General features: G+C 65.4%; 10 protein-coding genes. 7 read left to right on the forward strand and 3 right to left on the reverse strand.

Annotation, left to right across the window (positions count from 1 at the left end; translation table 11 throughout):
• Positions 1–83 precede the first annotated feature (83 nt).
• Positions 84–2,456 carry a lysylphosphatidylglycerol synthase transmembrane domain-containing protein gene (locus ACQP2U_RS41585; RefSeq protein WP_433712635.1) on the forward strand — a complete coding sequence of 791 codons (2,373 nt, stop codon included), beginning with the start codon at positions 84–86 and terminating at the stop codon, positions 2,454–2,456.
• On the opposite strand, the gene ACQP2U_RS41590 is transcribed toward ACQP2U_RS41585, so the two are convergent.
• Positions 2,457–3,161, reverse strand: a complete 705-nt coding sequence (locus ACQP2U_RS41590; protein ID WP_433712636.1) for a methyltransferase domain-containing protein — start codon at positions 3,159–3,161, stop codon at positions 2,457–2,459.
• A 120-nt stretch (positions 3,162–3,281) separates the two neighbouring features.
• Between ACQP2U_RS41590 and ACQP2U_RS41595 the strand changes: the two genes are divergently transcribed.
• The gene (locus tag ACQP2U_RS41595; RefSeq protein ID WP_433712638.1) at positions 3,282–3,890 is read left to right on the forward strand and encodes a TetR/AcrR family transcriptional regulator; all 609 of its coding nucleotides are present in this window, start codon (positions 3,282–3,284) and stop codon (positions 3,888–3,890) included.
• Positions 3,891–4,026: 136 nt separating this feature from the next.
• Here ACQP2U_RS41595 and fadD5 read toward each other — a convergent pair whose 3' ends face one another.
• Entirely contained in the window at positions 4,027–5,598 is a 1,572-nt protein-coding gene (gene fadD5 / locus ACQP2U_RS41600; protein ID WP_433712640.1) for a fatty-acid--CoA ligase FadD5, read from the reverse strand.
• A gap of 335 nt (positions 5,599–5,933) precedes the next feature.
• Between fadD5 and ACQP2U_RS41605 the strand changes: the two genes are divergently transcribed.
• Together ACQP2U_RS41605 and ACQP2U_RS41610 are read left to right on the forward strand one after the other, a co-directional pair.
• A complete protein-coding gene (locus tag ACQP2U_RS41605; RefSeq protein WP_433712641.1) occupies positions 5,934–6,908 on the forward strand; it encodes an NAD(P)H-dependent flavin oxidoreductase in 975 nt (324 codons plus the stop codon).
• A gap of 141 nt (positions 6,909–7,049) precedes the next feature.
• The gene (locus ACQP2U_RS41610; RefSeq protein WP_433712642.1) at positions 7,050–7,688 is read left to right on the forward strand and encodes a Uma2 family endonuclease; all 639 of its coding nucleotides are present in this window, start codon (positions 7,050–7,052) and stop codon (positions 7,686–7,688) included.
• 16 nt (positions 7,689–7,704) lie between these two features.
• Here ACQP2U_RS41610 and ACQP2U_RS41615 read toward each other — a convergent pair whose 3' ends face one another.
• Complete coding sequence (locus ACQP2U_RS41615) at positions 7,705–8,664, reverse strand: MBL fold metallo-hydrolase (protein WP_433712644.1); 960 nt, start codon at positions 8,662–8,664, stop codon at positions 7,705–7,707.
• Positions 8,665–8,831: 167 nt separating this feature from the next.
• Here ACQP2U_RS41615 and ACQP2U_RS41620 point away from each other — a divergent pair, with 167 nt between their 5' ends.
• The 3 genes from ACQP2U_RS41620 to ACQP2U_RS41630 are packed head-to-tail and all read left to right on the forward strand — an operon-like array spanning position 8,832 to position 16,908.
• Complete coding sequence (locus ACQP2U_RS41620; RefSeq protein ID WP_397030983.1) at positions 8,832–9,149, forward strand: acyl carrier protein; 318 nt, start codon at positions 8,832–8,834, stop codon at positions 9,147–9,149.
• On the forward strand, positions 9,146–15,229 hold the full coding sequence (locus ACQP2U_RS41625) for an SDR family NAD(P)-dependent oxidoreductase (protein WP_433712646.1): 6,084 nt from the start codon (positions 9,146–9,148) through the stop codon (positions 15,227–15,229). The genes ACQP2U_RS41620 and ACQP2U_RS41625 overlap by 4 nt, the downstream gene beginning before the upstream one ends.
• Positions 15,226–16,908: a fatty acyl-AMP ligase gene (locus tag ACQP2U_RS41630; protein WP_433712647.1), complete on the forward strand. Its 1,683-nt coding sequence runs from the start codon at positions 15,226–15,228 to the stop codon at positions 16,906–16,908. Before ACQP2U_RS41625 ends, ACQP2U_RS41630 begins: the two co-directional genes overlap by 4 nt.
• Positions 16,909–16,976 lie beyond the last annotated feature (68 nt).

The following is a 16,976-nucleotide window of genomic DNA, read 5'->3' on the forward strand; positions in this document are numbered from 1 at the left end:
TCCGGAACCGCCTGCCCACAACGGTAGGTTAGGGCCCACCCACGATCGGCAAAAGGCCCGGAGAGGCGGAGGAGGGCCACGAGATGCGAGTTGACGGGCGGGATATCCCGGTCACGGGGAGCCTGCTGCAACCGCTGATCCGGCGCACCAGTGACATCATCCGTGTCGTACTCGCGGCACTGTGGGTCGGTATGGTCGTCGCCGCCTCACTGATCACCCGACCGGAGTGGCTGGCGCTGGAGCGTTCGGTCTCGAATATCGTCGGATTCCTCAATCCGGACCAGTCCAATCTGGTGTACCTGGTCTACGGCGTGGCGATTATCGCGCTGCCGTTCGCGATCCTCATCGAATTGATCATCGGCAGGCAGTGGAAGCTGCTCGCGGGCTACGCGGCCGCGGGATTGGTCGCTGGCCTGCTCCTCTCGATCACCGGAACGGGCTTGTCCGCGCCGCAATGGCATCTGCAGGTGCCCGATCGGCTCGACACCTTCCTGTCGCAGTTCCTGGACGATCCGCGCTGGATCGCCATGCTCGCCGCGGTGCTGACCGTATCCAGTCCATGGCTGCCGACCCGGCCGCGGCGCTGGTTGTGGATCCTGCTGCTGGCATTCGCACCGATCCATCTGGTGGTCAGCACGGTGGTACCCGCGCGAGCCATGTTCGGACTCGCGGTCGGCTGGTTGGTCGGCGCGGTGATCGTGCTGGTGGTCGGCACACCGGCGCTGGAGGTGCCGCTGGATGCGGCGGTGCGGGTGCTGGCCAGGCGCGGACATACCGTCACCGCGTTCACCGTGCTGCATCCCGCCGGGCGTGGTCCGCTGGTGCTCGCCGCGGCCATCGATGGTCCCGAGCGCGAGTTGACCGTCGAGCTGTTCGGCAAGAATCAGCGCAGCTTCGGTGCGCTGCGCCAATTGTGGCGCTGGCTCACCTTCCGCAGCAGCGAAACCGCCGCGCTGCACGGCTCGATGCACCGCGCTGTCGAGCACCGTGCGCTGGTGGCCATCGCCGCCGGTGAAATGGGTCTGGCCGCCGTGCAGCAGGTTGCCGTCGCGGCACTCGAGCGCGGCTGGATGCTGTACGCGCACACCATGCCGCGAGGTAAGCCGCTCGACGAAACCTCCGATGACGAGCTCGCTGGGGTATGGCGATCGCTCGACGCACTGCACTGCGGCCAGATTTCGCACGGCGACCTGCGGCCCGCCGAGATCCGAATCGATAACGGCGCCACGCTGTTCAGCGGATTCATCAATGCGGAGTTCGGCGCGTCCGATAAGCAGCGGCAGTCCGATGTCGCGCAGTTGCTGGTCTCGACCACAGCGGTCTTCAGCAAGGAAGCCGCGGTGCGCACCGCCATCGAAACGCTCGGCGAGCAGACGGTGCTGACCGCGGCGAGCCGACTCACCAAGTCCGCCATGCCCGCCGGAATCAAGAAGTCGATTCCAGACTGGGGCGAGGTGGTCTCCTCGGCCCGCGACGAGGTGCGCAAGCAGACCGGCCAGGACAAAATCGAGGCCGAGCAGATCACCCGGTTCAGCCGCAATCAGATCATCCAGTTGGTATTGCTGATCGGATTGGTCTATGTCGCCTATCCGTTCATCAGTGCGGTGCCGACCTTCTTCTCGCAGTTGTGGACCGCCAACTGGTGGTGGGCGCTGCTCGGGCTGGCGGTCTCGGGGCTGACGTATATCGGTGCGGCGGCGGCATTGTGGGCCTGCGCAACGCGCCTGGTCAGCTTTCGCAATCTGGTGATCATGCAGGTCGCAAATACCTTTGCCGCTACGACAACCCCGGCGGGTGTCGGTGGACTGGCCTTGAGCGTGCGCTTCCTGCAGCATGCCGGACTCGGCGCGGTGCGGGCTACCGCCGCCGTCGCATTGCAGCAGGCCGTCCAGGTGATCACCCACATCGGTCTGTTGATCCTGTTCAGCGTGGCGGCGGGCACCTCGGCGAATCTGTCGCATTTCGTGCCCGACGCGACTGTGCTCTATCTGGCGGCCGGTGTGGGCGTCGGCATTATCGGCGCCTTCATGTTCGTGCCGAAACTGCGTCGCTGGCTGAGCAATTCGGTGCGCCCGCAGTTGCAGGAGGTGCTCGGTGAACTCGGTGATCTGGCCCGGGATCCGAAGCGGTTCTCGGTGATCGTGCTCGGCTGTGGTGCGATCACACTCGGCCTTGCGCTCGCGCTGTGGGCCAGCGTCGAGGCGTTCGGTGGCGGCGCGTCGTTCATCACCCTCACCATCGTCACCATGGTCGGCGGCACCCTGGCCGCGGCCGCGCCAACACCCGGTGGCGTCGGCGCGGTCGAGGCCGCACTGATCGGTGGTCTTGCCGCCTTCGGCCTGCCCGCGACCATCGCCGTGCCGTCGGTGCTGCTCTACCGCGTGCTCACGTGCTGGCTGCCAGTGTTCTGCGGCTGGTTCTGCATGCGCTGGATGACATCGAAGGACCTGATCTGATCAGACGTCCTTGGTTGCCACCAGTACGCCGGTCGTCGGTGGGATCGCGGTGAAGTCCACAGTCCCGAATCCGACTTCCCGCAACGCTTCTCGGTAGCGGCGAATATCGATGGCCGTCAGCGGGTCCGCCTGGTGTCCTGGCGCGTGCGGATCGTCGGTGCGGCGCGCGGCGAAACGCGACATGATGCGAACCGCCGCGGGCAGCACTTTCCCGGTCGGGTGGGTATCGGCGAGCAGCAATCGGCCGCCGGGGCGCAGCACGCGGAACATTTGTCCCAGCGCCGCTGTGCGCTGTGCCTGCGGAATGTGATGCATGACGAAGGTCGAGGTGACCACATCGACCGACGCATCGGGCAGGGTCAGCGACTGGGCGGCGCCGACTTCGAAACGACAGTTGGGGGCGGCGCGGCCGCTCGCGTAGTCGATCATCTCCTGGGACGGGTCGATACCGATCACTCGACCGGCGGATCCGACTCGATCGGCCATGGCTCGAACGAGTTGGCCCGGACCGCAACCGATATCGACAGCGTGGTCGCCCGCGGCGGCACCGGTCAGCTCGACGAGTCGAGCGTTCAAGCTGCCGACTCGACCGAGCAAGAAGGCCGATTTCATGGCCAGGTAGCCGCGCGGTTTGGTGATGAGAATGCCGATCTCGGAGTTCCGGTCAGCATGTGCGTTAGTGGACTGTTGTGCGTTTCCGGTCATGAGTTCATAATCGGACCAAGTGACCGGATCGACCAGAAGCAAAAGTGCGGATATCGTGCCGTTGCGAACGGATTCGCACTATTTGTACGGAAACGCCGTATTCGCGTTCGGAGGATGCCGATGACCAGGACCGATCGCCGGGTGCGGCGCACCAAAAGCCTGCTGCATCGGGCGCTGATCGAGCTCATGATCGAATGCGGCTATGACCGGATCACATTGCAGGACATCCTGAATCGCGCCGATGTCGGACGCTCCACCTTCTATGCGCACTTCCGGGACAAAGACGACCTGCTGCTGGTCAGCAGCACCGAGTACCTGCGCGCGGCGGTGGCCGATGTCGAATCGGCCGTGCATGACCCTGACGTACCGCAACACTCGGAACCACTCGCACCGCTGTACACGCTGTTCCGGCTGGCGTCGGCGAATCCCGAGGTCTATCGAGCGCTACTGGGTCGCAGGGCGACCGGAGTGCTGTTGCGCTCTACGCGGCGCATGGTGGAAGAGATTCTCACCGAACAACTCTCGGGCCGACTCGACATGGACGACGACGAATTCGCGGTGACGATGACATTCCTGTCCTGGGGTGTGGTCGGCCTACTCGGTTCGATCGCGGACGCGGAGCCGCCGCTGCCCGCGGCCGAAACCTACCGTCGCCTCGAAGTTCTGGTAGGCCCCGGCCTGACGAGCCGGGTATCGCACACCAGGCAGGTCAGCCGCGCAGGCCACTGATCGGGTACCGCTCGAGACAGATCCCTGTCACACCGATCAGCTCGAGCGCCCGCCCCTGCGGTGGTCAATTCGAGATTCGCCAGCGATGTGGCGCGCTTGCGGGTCGACGGCGGTGACGCGATCCGCGATCGAATGCTCAGTCCGAATAGTCCTTGCGCAGTCGCACTTTCACCACTTTGCCGCTGGCATTGCGCGGCAGTTCGGCCACGAGCACCAGATCCTTGGGATGCTTGTAACGGGCCAGATTCTCGTTGAGGAACGGTGCCAGTTCTTCGAGGGTGAGCTCGGCATCCGGATCTACCAGGGCGACAACGGCAACCGGCACCTCACCCCATTTCTCGTGCGCCCGCCCGATCACCGCGGCCTCGCGGATCTTCGGATGCGCGAAGAGCACATTCTCCACCTCGGCGCAGTAGATGTTCTCGCCGCCGGAGATGATCATGTCCTTTTTACGGTCGACCACCCAGAGGAAGCCCTCCTCGTCCGCGCGGACCAGATCACCGGAGTGGAACCAGCCACCGGCGAAGGCGTCCGCGGTCGCCTCCGGCTTATTCCAGTAGCCCTGCATGAGAGTCGGTCCGCGATAGACGATTTCGCCGATCTCACCGGGCGCGACATCGTTCATCTCGTCGTCGACGACGCGGGCCTGGATGGTCGGAATGGGCTTGCCGACCGAACCGAGCTTGCGGATCGCGTCCTTACCCTCGAGCACGCAGGTGATCGGCGACATCTCGGTCTGACCGAAGACCGCGACATTGACCGCGTCCGGGAAGCAGTCGGCCATGGCCCGCAGCACGGTATCGGAGGCCGGAGCCGCACCCCAGCTGAGCACCTTCAGTGCGAGCTTGCGTTGTTTGACAGTCGGCTCCTCGCAGATCATCTGCCACTGCGCGGGCACGCAGAATGCGGTGGTGGCCTGCTCGCGCTCGACGGCGTCGAGGAATTCGGTGGGATCGAAGGCACCGAGCGGGTGCAGCACGACTTTGGCGCCGAGCAGGAAATACGGTGCGAGACTGCCGAGTCCGGCGATATGGAACAGCGGTGAGGTGCAGAAGCCGATCGAATCGGGTCCGATATCGGTGGCCCGAATGCTGGTGAGCGCTTGGCCATTCATATTCGCGTGCGAGAGCACCGCGCCCTTCGGGCTGCCGGTGGTGCCCGAGGTGTACATGATCAGCGAGGGGGTGTCCTCGGGAATGTCGAGAGGCGTATGGGCTCGGCCGCCCTCGGCCAGCACATCGTCGTAGCCGAGCACCCCGTCGGCGCTCTGGCCGCCGATCACGAAGCAGGTCGCGAGCTCGGACGCCTGGCCCTGCACCGCGGTGGCCAACGGCTGCAGCATGGTGTCGGTGACAATTGCCTTCGCGCCGGAATCGCTGACGATATAGGCGACCTCGGGCGGGGTGAGCCGGAAGTTCACCGGGACCGCGATGGCGCCGAGCGCGTTGATGCCGAAGACGGCCTCGAGGTATTCGGGATAGTTCAGCGCCAGGATCAGCACCCGGTCACCGAAGCCGATGCCGCGACGGGCGAGCGCGTCGGCGAACTTCAGCGAACGCTCGTGCAACTGCCGCCAGGTGGTGTCCACACCACGGAACCGCACGGCGACCGCGTCCGGGCGCATCTGCGCATGCGATGCGATCTGGTTGTTCCAGTGGTTGCGCCGCGACCTGATCGGCTCGTCGAGCGCCTGTGCACCGGTGGTCATGCCACTCCTCTCGGACCGCCGACGGGCGTCGGTGTGTCCGATGGCGTCGACGGGCTGAACTGAGAGCAGAATAACAACTAACTTATTCGAGCGGCAAGGTGCTTGGTCCCGAACCGCTGTTAATCGTCTCGAGCAGGGGCTTGGTGTGGCAATATCGCTCCTAGCTGCATATTTACCGCCTATCTCACTAGACGCTGCCCACCTCCGCGCGCGTTCAGAGGGCAAAACAATGCGAATCCTGGCTCACTTACGAGTTGTACACCGGACGATTGCCGTGTCACCATCACTGCGTAAGGGCGCCACTGGCACGCCCCGCAACGCAGAGGAGAAGCGCAATGCTGCGTACCAGGTTCACCGAGACATTCGGCGTCGAACACCCGATCGTGCAGGGCGGCATGATGCATGTCGGCCGCGCGGGCCTCGTCGCGGCCGTCGCCAACGCGGGTGGGCTCGGGTTCATCACCGCCCTGACCCAGCCCACCCCCGACGACCTGCGCGAGGAGATCGCGCGGACCAGGGAGTTGACCGATAAGCCGTTCGGTGTGAACGTCACGATCCTGCCGTCGATCAACCCGCCGCCGTACGCGGAATACGTGCAGGCGGTCATCGAAAGCGGAATCAAGATCGTCGAGACCGCGGGCAGCAACCCGGAACCCTTCCTGCCGTACTACCGCGAGGCCGGTATCAAGGTGCTGCACAAGTGCACCAGCGTGCGGCATGCGTTGAAGGCACAGAAGATCGGCGTCGACGGCGTCAGCATCGATGGTTTCGAATGTGCAGGACATCCGGGCGAGGACGATATTCCTGGGCTGATTCTGATCCCGGCCGCCGCACGGGTGCTCGACATTCCGATGATCGCCTCCGGCGGTATCGCCGATGCCCGCGGTCTGGTTGCCGCACTCGCGCTCGGTGCCGACGGCGTCAACATGGGCACGCGCTTCCTGTGCACCCAGGAGTCGGCGATCGACCAGAAGGTCAAAGAACAGATCGTCGCCAACTCCGAACTCGACACCCAGCTGATCTTCCGCACCATGCGCAATACGGCGCGCGTCGCTGATAACGAAATCAGCCGCAAGGTCGTCGAAATCGAAAAGGCCGGTGGCACTTTCGACGATGTCCGCGATCTGGTCGCGGGTGCACGCGGACGCCGCGTCTTCGACGAGGGCGATCTCGATGCGGGCATCTGGTCGGCAGGCCTGGCCCAGGGCCTGATCCACGACATCCCGTCCTGCGCCGAACTGATCAGCCGGATGGTCGCCGAAGCGGAGGAACTGATCACCGCACGACTCGCGGAAAAGGTCGTCGCCTAAGGACTCGTTGCGCGCCCCGGGCGAGCGCCCAGGGTGCAGTCGAGCCAGGTCGATCGCAGTCCATCGAGGGGTGACCGCGGCCCGGTCAGTCGAGACGCTGACCTACGATGACGTCGACTACCAATCAAAGGACGGTCATCCGTGTCGGAAGCGTTCAACTGGTCTCTGCCGAAGACCTACATCCTGCCGGTGGACATAGACGGTTACCTGTCCATGCCCGAGGACATGGCGCGCAATGTCGAGATCAGAGACGGGATGATCATCCACTGCGAATCCGCCTGGCCGAATCACAATGCGATAGCCCGAAATATCGAACGGGCACTGCTGGACGGCCACGCCAAACGCGGTTCGGCCGAACCGTGCTTGCGAGTCAACCGGGATGTGGACATGTTGGTCTCGGAAGTCCCATTCCACTACAAGCGGCCGGATGTCATCGTCTACCGGTGCATCGATGAGCCTCGGCCGAAGTGGCGAATGAAGCCGACAGCCGCGGACGCCGTGCTGGTGGTCGAGGTTGTCTCGCCGACCACGATCACCGCTGACCTGGTCGATAAGCGTGCCGAGTATGCCCGGTTCGGGATCCAGCACTACTGGATCGTCCGGATGGCCAATGAGGATGGCCCCGCTGTTTCGATCGAGATGCTGACGCTCAACTCCGCCGGGGAGTACGTCTCGGCGGGGCATCACACCCGATCGGACCGCTCTGCGAGTGCGATCGATTCGCTGGTGCCGTTCGAGGTGCACACCACTTGGCAGCAGCTCGACGAGGGCATCGACTGAATCCCGATAAGGCGGGTTACCTCTTCCGTGCTGCCAGCGCCTCGACCGCGGCGTAGTCATGAGCGGCGACGACTTCGATGCCGTCGGGTAGGGCGTGTAGGCGGTGGATGGTGGCGAAGGTGGCGTCGCGATCGGCATCGAAGAGTTGGCCGGGCATCGGTGCCTTTTCGCGGATCAGCTCGACCTGGAGTTTGTTCCACACCGCGTCGCCCGCAAGCAGTACCCGGGTGCCGTCGTCGACCGCCAGCAGGACGCCGATACTGCCTGGGGTGTGTCCGGCAAGGTCGACGAGCAGCACCGAGCCGTCGCCGAATAGGTCCAGACTGCGCGGGAAGGTGAGCACCGGCGGGCCGTCGAGTTCGAAGGTGTCGAAGGTGCGCCCACGCAGGGGGCCTCGAGCAACGCCGATGGGAGCATGCGGGCCGTCGAGTGCCCAGGCGCGTTCGACGGCGGGTAGTCGCAGGGTCACGGAATCGGGTAGTTCCAGCAGGCCGGAGATGTGATCCCAGTGCAGGTGGGTCGGCAGGACGAAATCGATCGCATCGGCGGCGATATCGCGGGCGGCCAGTGCGTCCGCGAGGCCGAGCACCGGTTTATCGGGTGCGACCAGCAGTGGAATCGGGAATGGCAGCTCGGGCAGCACCCGATCGTGCACCCCCGCGCACAGGGCCGGATCGACCAGGAATCGCGCCTTCGGATGTTCGATCAGATAGGCCGACATGGTCATCGGCAGTTCGCGCAGGCTGCGCACGCCCTCCGCGACAATCATGGTGGGGGCGGCCATACGGGCCTGCATCAGGACGGTGAGCCCGACGCTCGCCTTGGTCTGCGGCAGCGGGACCGGCTCCAGACCGGCCAGCAGTGCAGTGTCGGGGCGACGCGGGCGCAGCAGTCGACCAGGTGTGGCCGCCAGTGCGGTACAACAGCGCAGCACGGTCAGCAGGGTGGGCGTCCGCTCGGTTCCGGATTCGGGCACAGTGCCACCGTATGCGATCACAGTAGACGGCGAAAGAGCCGGGTAGACAGGACAATTCCGGACAATCGACCCGCCTGAAGGACGCCTTGATCGCGCCGATATCTACGGCATAATCGCAGGGGTACCGGCGTGGGGGCAGGGGCCCTCCGGCGACGGGAGGAGGACGGATGGGGCCTGATCTTCCGGACGGGCAGGGTTTTGTCTCGAGCGACCTGCGAACAGTCGCCGACGGTGTTTCGTACAGGTTCGGTTCACGACGTGCCGCGCTACTGAGCGCTGCCACCGCCGCCATAGCCGACCTGCTGAATGTCGATGCCGCAACGGTCTCGACCGATGCGCCGTTCAGCGACCTCGGCCTCAGCTCGCTGCAATTGGCGCGGCTGACGGCGCATCTGGAAGATGCCACGGGAGTCGAGGTTTCGCTCACCGCGCTATATGACAATCCGGACATCGAGCAGCTTGTCGAGTATCTCGCGATGCGATGAGCACCTCGCCCACAAATCGGAAAGGCCAGCCTGCCTCCGTCCGGCCGTATCCGCCGGTATCCATCGTGGGCATCGGCTGCCGGGTACCGGGCGCGTCGAGCGTGCCCGAGTTCTGGCGGATGCTGTGCGATGGCCGTGATGCCACCGGAGCACCGCCGCTCGGTCGACCCGGCACACGGCACGCCGGATATCTCGCCGATGCCGACGCATTCGACAACGACTGGTTCGCCATCTCCGCTCGCGAGGCCGCGCTGATGGATCCGCAGCAGCGGCTGGCACTCGAGGTCGCGATCGAGGCGCTCGACGATGCCGGAATCGGCTATCGCACCAGAGGTTGCGGGGGTGCGGTGGTATTCGGCGCGTGTGCCTACGATCACGGCATCGCGGTGCTCGGCCGCGCGGGACACGATGCGCCGTACGCGGTCACCGGATCGGCGCTCAGCATCATCGCCAACCGGCTGTCCTATGTCCTCGACCTGCACGGACCGAGTCTGGTGGTGGACAGCGCGTGCTCGTCCTCGCTGGCTGCCGTGGATTTCGCCGTGCGCCTGCTGGCCGATGACGCCGTGCCGTTCGCAATCGTCGGCGGGGTGAATCTGACACTGCTGCCGCATACTTCGGAGTACCTGGCCGCGGCCGGGTTCCTCGCGCCCGATGGACAGTGCAAACCGTTCGATGCCGCGGCCGACGGATATACCCGCAGTGATGGGTGCACGGTGGTGGTACTGCGGCGCACCGACGATGCGCTGCGAGACGGACATCGGGTGTATGCCGAAATCCTCGGCACCGCAGTCGGTTCGGACGGGCGGTCCAATGGCCTGCACGCGCCGAACGGTCGGGCCCAGCAGGTGGTCATTCGTACCGCCTGGGCAGGTCTCGATCCACGTGCGGTCGGGTACGTCGAATGTCACGGCACCGGAACACCATTGGGTGACGCGGTCGAGGTGGGCGCGCTCGCCGCGGTACTCGGCAGCGAGACCGAACCGACCTGGATCGGCTCGGTCAAATCCAATATCGGACATCTGGAGGCGGCCGCCGGAATCACCGGAATGGTCAAGGCCGCGCTGTCCATCCGACACGGCGTAATCCCGCCGACCATCAATTTCCACACCGAGAACCCGCTGCTGAAGCTCGCCGAACATGGACTGCGCGTGCCGACCGAATCTGTCGACTGGACCGACACATCGGTGGATGCGCGGTTTGCCGGTGTCAGCTCATTCGGATTCGGCGGGACGAATGCGCACGTGGTGCTGCGCGGTCTGGAAGCTGCACGTCACCGGAGTTATGAACCGCCCGTCCTGCTTCCGGTCACCGGTCGCAACATCGCGGAGCTGCGTTCGCACGCGTTGCGGTGGGCCGAGCTGCTCGAGAACGTCGGCACGTCGTCGAGCGGCGATTCGCGAAACAGCATGAGCACCGTCCCGAGCAACAGGCCGAGCAGCGCCGCACGCGAAGGCATGAGCACCGCGCCGCACACCAAGCTCAACAGCGACGCACACCAAGGCATGAGCACCGCGCCGCCCAACAGCGCCGCATGCAAAGACATGAGTAGCGCCGCGCGCAACAATTACAACGGCCCCTCCGCCGCCAGCAAGATCACCGCTTCGGGTAACGACACCAGCTGGACATCGCGCGACACCCTCGGCAGCACTTCACACAACGGCACAAGCAGCCCCTCGGGCGACGACACCAGTAACCCTGGGCGCGAGGGCATCAGCCGCATTTCGCGCGAGGGCATCAGCGAAGCGGGTGAGGACACGAGCGACGATTCACGCAGCAGGCCCAGCAGCGCCGGGCACGATCGCATGAACACCGTTTTGGGTATCAGCGCAAGCAGCTCCGCACATGACAAAGCCCGTAACCGCCGGGGTGAAGGCACTTGTCGCACTTTGTACAATCGCATGAGCGACTCGCGCGACGGCACAAGCCGTGGTTCCCGCGAGGGCTCTAGCAGCCAGTCACGTGAGGGCTCTAGCGAGCGCACAACCAGCGGCTCACACGAGCGCGCAACCAGCCCCTCGCGCGAAGGCATGGGCACGACCGAGGCGATTGTGGCGAGCTACTTGGGCGCAGGGAGTGGCAGTCGTGAAATCCTTCGGCAATTCGCGGCGGCCGCGGCGCGGTTGATACCCGAGAATGCCCGGGCGGCGGTGGTTGCGCGGGATCTGGATGATGCGGTGGATCGGTTGCGGGCGTTAGCGCGTGGGGAATCCGGGGGCGGGGTGATCAGCGCTGGTTCGGTGCGGCGGCGGGGAGGTGTGCTGTTCCTGTTCTCTGGCCAGGGCGGGCAGTATTCCAAGATGGGGCGGGGTCTGGCGGCTCGCTATCCGGTCTTCGCGAATGCGGTGACCGCTGCCGCGGATGCGATTGCGGCGGCCGGTGGCGGACGAGTGTGGACGCCGCGCAATGGATTCGCACTCAGCAGTTCGGCGAGCAACAGCGCAACTGAGCTCGTGCAACCCTCGATCTTCGCATTCCAGGTCGCCATTGCCGAACTGCTCGCGTCGTGGGGCATCGAACCGGATGCGGTGGTAGGCCACAGTCTCGGCGAAGTGGCCGCGGCCGCGGTGAGCGGTGCGTTATCACTTTCGGACGCGGGCCGAGTCGTGGTGCAGCGCAGCCGCATTCTGGCGCGGCTCGACGGGCACGGTGCGATGGCGCTGCTGGAGGCGACAGCGGATGAGGTCGCGCGGCTGGTCGAGCCACTGCACGCGACAGTAGCGATCGCCGCTGTCAATGGACCGCGTTCGGTGGTGATCTCCGGCGCGCCACGTTACATCGACGCGCTTGTCCGCCGGGCCAAGCGCAGGCAGATATTCGCGCAGCGAATCGCCGTCGACTTCGCCGCACACAGCCCACAGGTCGGCGCACTGCTCCCCGAATTCGTCGACACGCTCGACGGACTCACCCCCCAGGTGCCGCGCGTTCCGGTGTACTCCACGGCACGTCGCCGCGAAACGATAACCACGGCCGCGATGGACGCCGACTACTGGGCCGAAAATGCCTCGAAACCCGTCGAACTGGCCGCCGCATTGCAACACGCCGCCGACGATGGATTCACGACGGTCCTGGAACTCGCACCCCATCCGGTACTGACACCCGCGATCCGCGAGTTCCCCGAATTCGCCGACGCCACCCACCCGGTCACCACCCGCGACAACGAGGCCGAAACCTTCCTGACCTGCCTCGGCAACCTCTACCTCGAAGGGCGCCCACTGAATTGGGCCGCCAACGGCCGCTTCACCACCCCTCCCCCACCCCGCCAATGGCTCCACCGGCGGTTCCCACTGATCACCACCCTCGGCCCCGACACCACCCGCAGCACTGTCACCGAATCCGACACCACCCCCGACACCACAATCCACGTCACAACGCCCGGAACCAGCCATCGCAGTGCCACCGAACCCGCCATCAACGGCCGCGCTATCGACGACTCCTCGGTCTCCGACTTCGGCGCGGGCATCGGAGTTGATGGCGTCCGCAGTCGAAATGCCCACGGCCCGGACACGACCGGACACGACGCCATTCACGGTCGAGATACGCGCGACCCGAATAAGACCGCCCAGCTCGATACCCGTCGCGGCCGAAACGCCCAGGACACGAACACAGCCACCGGGCCCAGCATCAGCCGCGGACGGGATGCCGCCGATACGAGCGCATCTGGAGTCTTCGAATCCGAGTTCCCCGCCGACGATCTCCATGATCACGTCGTGCAGGGCGTGCCGACCGTCCCCGCGGTCTTCTGGCTGCTCAGGCTGCTCGGTCTGGCTGAAAACGGGCGGGCTATCGCGGATTTCGTGGTGCACGAGCGGACCGGGCTCGGCGCGCTGTCCGCTGTTACCTATCACACCGATGGTGCTGGAAGGTTGCAGGCGGAGGTCACAGGCGCCGGGACGCTGGCTTCGGCACGGTTGGCCGGTGACCCCACACCCGGGGATATCGTCGCATGGATGCGGGTGGTCGATGCAAATCGGGCCGCGCGTCGGCGGATGCGAGTGCTCACGCCAGGTGTTTTCTACGACTCGTTGCGCGCACGGCAACTCGACTACGGTCCCGGTTTCCGCGTGCTGCGCGATATCGAGGCCGGGTCCGATTGTGCGGTCGGATTGTTCGATTCGGCCCCGCTACAGCGCTCGGCGACCCTCGATGGCTGTCTGCATCTGCTTGCCGCCGCGAGCTGGGACCATCTGCCCGCCGATGCCATTCCCCTGCCGATCGGCATCGAATCGGCCTGGCTGTCCACGGAACCGGACCTGGTGCTGCTGGAAGCCCATGCGCTGGTGCGTGATCGATCGACGACCGAACTGACCGGTGACATCATCGGCACCGATCAGCACGGCGTCCCGGTGCTGGCGCTGTCGGGTGTCCGCATCCGTTTCGTCACGGTCGAATCCACAACGCAGTTCGACCCCTTCCGCCATGAAACGTGGATACCGTTCCGGCACAGTCCCCAGCGCAACGGAAGCACGCACCTGCGGCGCGCGTTGGTTATCGGCGAATCCCAACTCGCCGTCCGGCTGGCCAGCGAACTCGACCGCACGCTGCCTACCGAACGCGTCGCCCGCGAACCGGATGCCGCCGGTCCGATCGTCTCCGCCGTACTCGCCGGACGCACCGGCACCGCGAATACGGCAGTCGTCGTGATCTGGCCCGCCGAATCCGGCGCGACGCACCACGAGACCGAGCCCGCGAATAGTGTCATCGCCACCACCGGACGTGTGCTCGATCTGCTGCAACGCGTCCAATCCGAAGCAGCCACAGCCTCCTTGACGATCGTCCTGCCATCCCCCAGCGCGACCGACCGCCAACGGTCCGCTAGGAGCCGACAGGAAATACCGATGGCAATCGCTGGTCTGGTGCGATCGATGCAGCTCGAATCGGGCCGCGAAGTGCGACTCGTGTGGACCGATACATCACCGACCGTGGTGTCGCGACTGCAAGAACTCATCACTACCCCACTCCCCGATGAGTTGCGAATCTCCGCCGATACCACTACCACCCGCCGTTTCGTGCGCTGTCACCCCCGATCAACCACCCCGACGCGGATCGACCCCAACGGCACCTATGTGGTCACCGGCGGTCTGGGGGCGCTCGGCTCGGTCGCGGTGCGCTGGCTGCTCGATGCAGGTGCACACGACGTCGTTGTGCTCACCCGTGCGCCGAGGCCAGTTCCCGCACTCCTGGACGGACTGGAAGACCGCATAGTCGTAGTGCGTTGCGATGCCGCAGACCGCGACGATCTCGCCAACGCGCTCGATGATGTTCGCGAATGCGGTTCCACCATCCGCGGTGTCGTGCACGCCGCGGGCGCACTCGAAGACGCCGCCTTCGAAGCCGTCACCACCCGCCAACTCGCCCGCATGTTCGCACCGAAAGTCATCGCCGCGGGCAATCTCATCGATCTCACCGCCACCGATCCAACCGACTTCGTGCTGCTGTTCTCCTCCGCCACCGGCACGCTCGGCGCACCAGGACAGGCCGCCTACGCCAGCGCGAATGCCGCGATGGACGCACTTGCCCACGCCCACCCGGGGCGGCGTGTGTCGAGTATCGGTTGGGGCGTCTGGGATGCGGGCCTCGCCGAGGGCGCGGGCGGCCCGAAACATCTACGACGCGCCGGAATCTCCGCATTCGATATCCCACGCGGCACCGAGTTACTGGCCCAGACCATGTATTACCACGAGCCCTACCTGCTCGTCTTGGACTACACGCCGACCACTGATCCCGATCCGATCGCCACCCGCCTGCGAAGTCTGCTCACCGACCAACGGGCGACAGCAGACCCCGCACCGCCGAATCCGGCACCCCAGCAGCACGGTCCGACCGAGCCGCTCACCACGACCATCCGCACCGCCCTCGCCGCCACCCTCGACCTGAGTTCCGACCATCTCGATCCGGAAGCCGATTTCAACGAATTGGGCCTGAGCTCACTGCTCGGTATAGAAATGCGGCGCTACCTCGAAACTCGTCTCAATATCCGCATCTCGACCACCGAACTGTTCCAGCACCCGACCATCACCGCACTCGGCGCCGCCTTGGCCGAGCGAGTCGCTGCCGTCAGACCCGACGCAGTGCTGTGACTTCGCCGAATACGACACCGCGGACCAACGTTCTGGCCGCGCGGGTTGCCGAATGGGCGCAGACCAAACCCAACGACAGCGCGTACACCGAGTTGCGTTATCACGGACGGGATTGCGTTCCTGTCACGCTGACCTATGAACGACTACATCACGCAGCAGGCGCACAGGCCCAAAGACTCAGGGCAACAACCGATCCGGGCGACCGTGTGGCGATTCTATGCGCGCACGGAATCGACTACGTCATAGCCTTTCTCGCCTGTCTCTACAGCAATCGCATCGCAGTCCCGTTATTTCCCCCGACGGGCAATAGAAATCGTCCCCGGCTCGATGGTGTACTCGCCGACGCCCGACCCGCGTTGAGCCTGATCTCTCCGACCGACACCACTACCGGCAAGATCCTCGGCCCGGAACTGGGCCGAGTGCTGAAACTCGCATCGCACACCACCACCCCGGCAACCGATCCGATCATCGAACGAACCGAGACGGCCTATCTCCAGTACACCTCCGGATCGACCAAGACCCCGGCAGGAGTCGAAGTAACCCACGCCAACCTCGCTGCGGCACTGGATCAACTGTGGACTGCTGTGCCAGCGGTGCGCACCGAACCCATCGTTTCCTGGCTCCCGTTCTTCCACGATATGGGCCTGATCCTGACCCTTTCATTGCCGCTCTACTCCGGTGTACACGGAATCACCATGGCGCCAGCTGAATTCGTAAAACGTCCCATTCGCTGGCTGCGCGCCCTCAGCGACTACCGCGCGGGGACCACCGGCAGCCCAAATTTCGGCCTGGCCCTGGCTGTCTCGGCAACCACTCCCGAAGAACGCGCCGGCCTGGACCTATCCCCCCTCGACGCACTCCTCAACGGTGCCGAACCGATCCGCGCCGAGGCCCTGACCGCCTTCACCGAAACTTTCGCCCCCTACCGATTCCGACACCGCGCCCACACACCTGGCTTCGGTCTGGCCGAGGCCACACTCTCGGTCACCGTCTGTGGTGTACGAGACGAGCCAGCCACACATCGCTTCGACCGTATGGCCTTGGCCCAGGGACGCGCACAGCCCGCACCGCAAGGTGTTCCACTCGTCGGCTGCGGCATACCCGTAGGTCAACAGGTTGCGGTGGTGGAGCCCGATGAGCACACCGAAGTCGCAGCGGGCACCGTCGGCGAGATCTGGGTATGCGGTCCCAATGTCTGCGCCGGCTACTACAACAATCCAATCGCCACCGCGGCGACATTCCGGGCCACCCTGGACGGAAGTGAAGAATCCTGGCTGCGCACCGGTGATCTCGGCTTCTGGCACGACGATCAGCTCTACATCGCGGGCAGACTCAAAGATCTCATCGTCATCGACGGCCGCAACCACTACCCGGCCGATATCGAATCCACGGTCTCGGACTGCGCGCCCGAAGTACGCGTCGGCCACGTAACCGCATTCGGCCACGATGACGGCCACCGCGAGGATCTGGTTGTCGTCGCCGAACTCGCCGACGCGGCGGCCACCGGATCAGCGGAATTGGCCCGCCGCATCCGCAATGCCATCGCAGCCGCCCACGAGGTGACACCGGGAGCCGTCGTCCTGGTCGAGCCGGGCCGGATCCCCAAGACCTCCAGCGGCAAACTGCGCCGCGGCGAATGCCGAGCGCTCTACCGCGCGGGCCACCTGACCCAGCCATAGCGGAAACGCCCGCCTACCTCCCCTGCTCGTCCGCACCGGGCGCGATGATGTGCCAATGGCGACCGCGA

It is taken from the genome of Nocardia sp. CA-084685, assembly GCF_050955785.1.
Taxonomy (GTDB): Bacteria; Actinomycetota; Actinomycetes; order Mycobacteriales; family Mycobacteriaceae; genus Nocardia.

Bases quoted from the DNA above. Each gene is read 5' to 3' on its own strand.
- ACQP2U_RS41585 (WP_433712635.1), top strand. From the start codon at position 84: ATGCGAGTTGACGGGCGGGATATCCCGGTCACGGGGAGCCTGCTGCAA.
- ACQP2U_RS41590 (WP_433712636.1), bottom strand. From the start codon at position 3,161: ATGACCGGAAACGCACAACAGTCCACTAACGCACATGCTGACCGGAAC.
- ACQP2U_RS41595 (WP_433712638.1), top strand. From the start codon at position 3,282: ATGACCAGGACCGATCGCCGGGTGCGGCGCACCAAAAGCCTGCTGCAT.
- fadD5 (WP_433712640.1), bottom strand. From the start codon at position 5,598: ATGACCACCGGTGCACAGGCGCTCGACGAGCCGATCAGGTCGCGGCGC.
- ACQP2U_RS41605 (WP_433712641.1), top strand. From the start codon at position 5,934: ATGCTGCGTACCAGGTTCACCGAGACATTCGGCGTCGAACACCCGATC.
- ACQP2U_RS41620 (WP_397030983.1), top strand. From the start codon at position 8,832: ATGGGGCCTGATCTTCCGGACGGGCAGGGTTTTGTCTCGAGCGACCTG.
- ACQP2U_RS41625 (WP_433712646.1), top strand. From the start codon at position 9,146: ATGAGCACCTCGCCCACAAATCGGAAAGGCCAGCCTGCCTCCGTCCGG.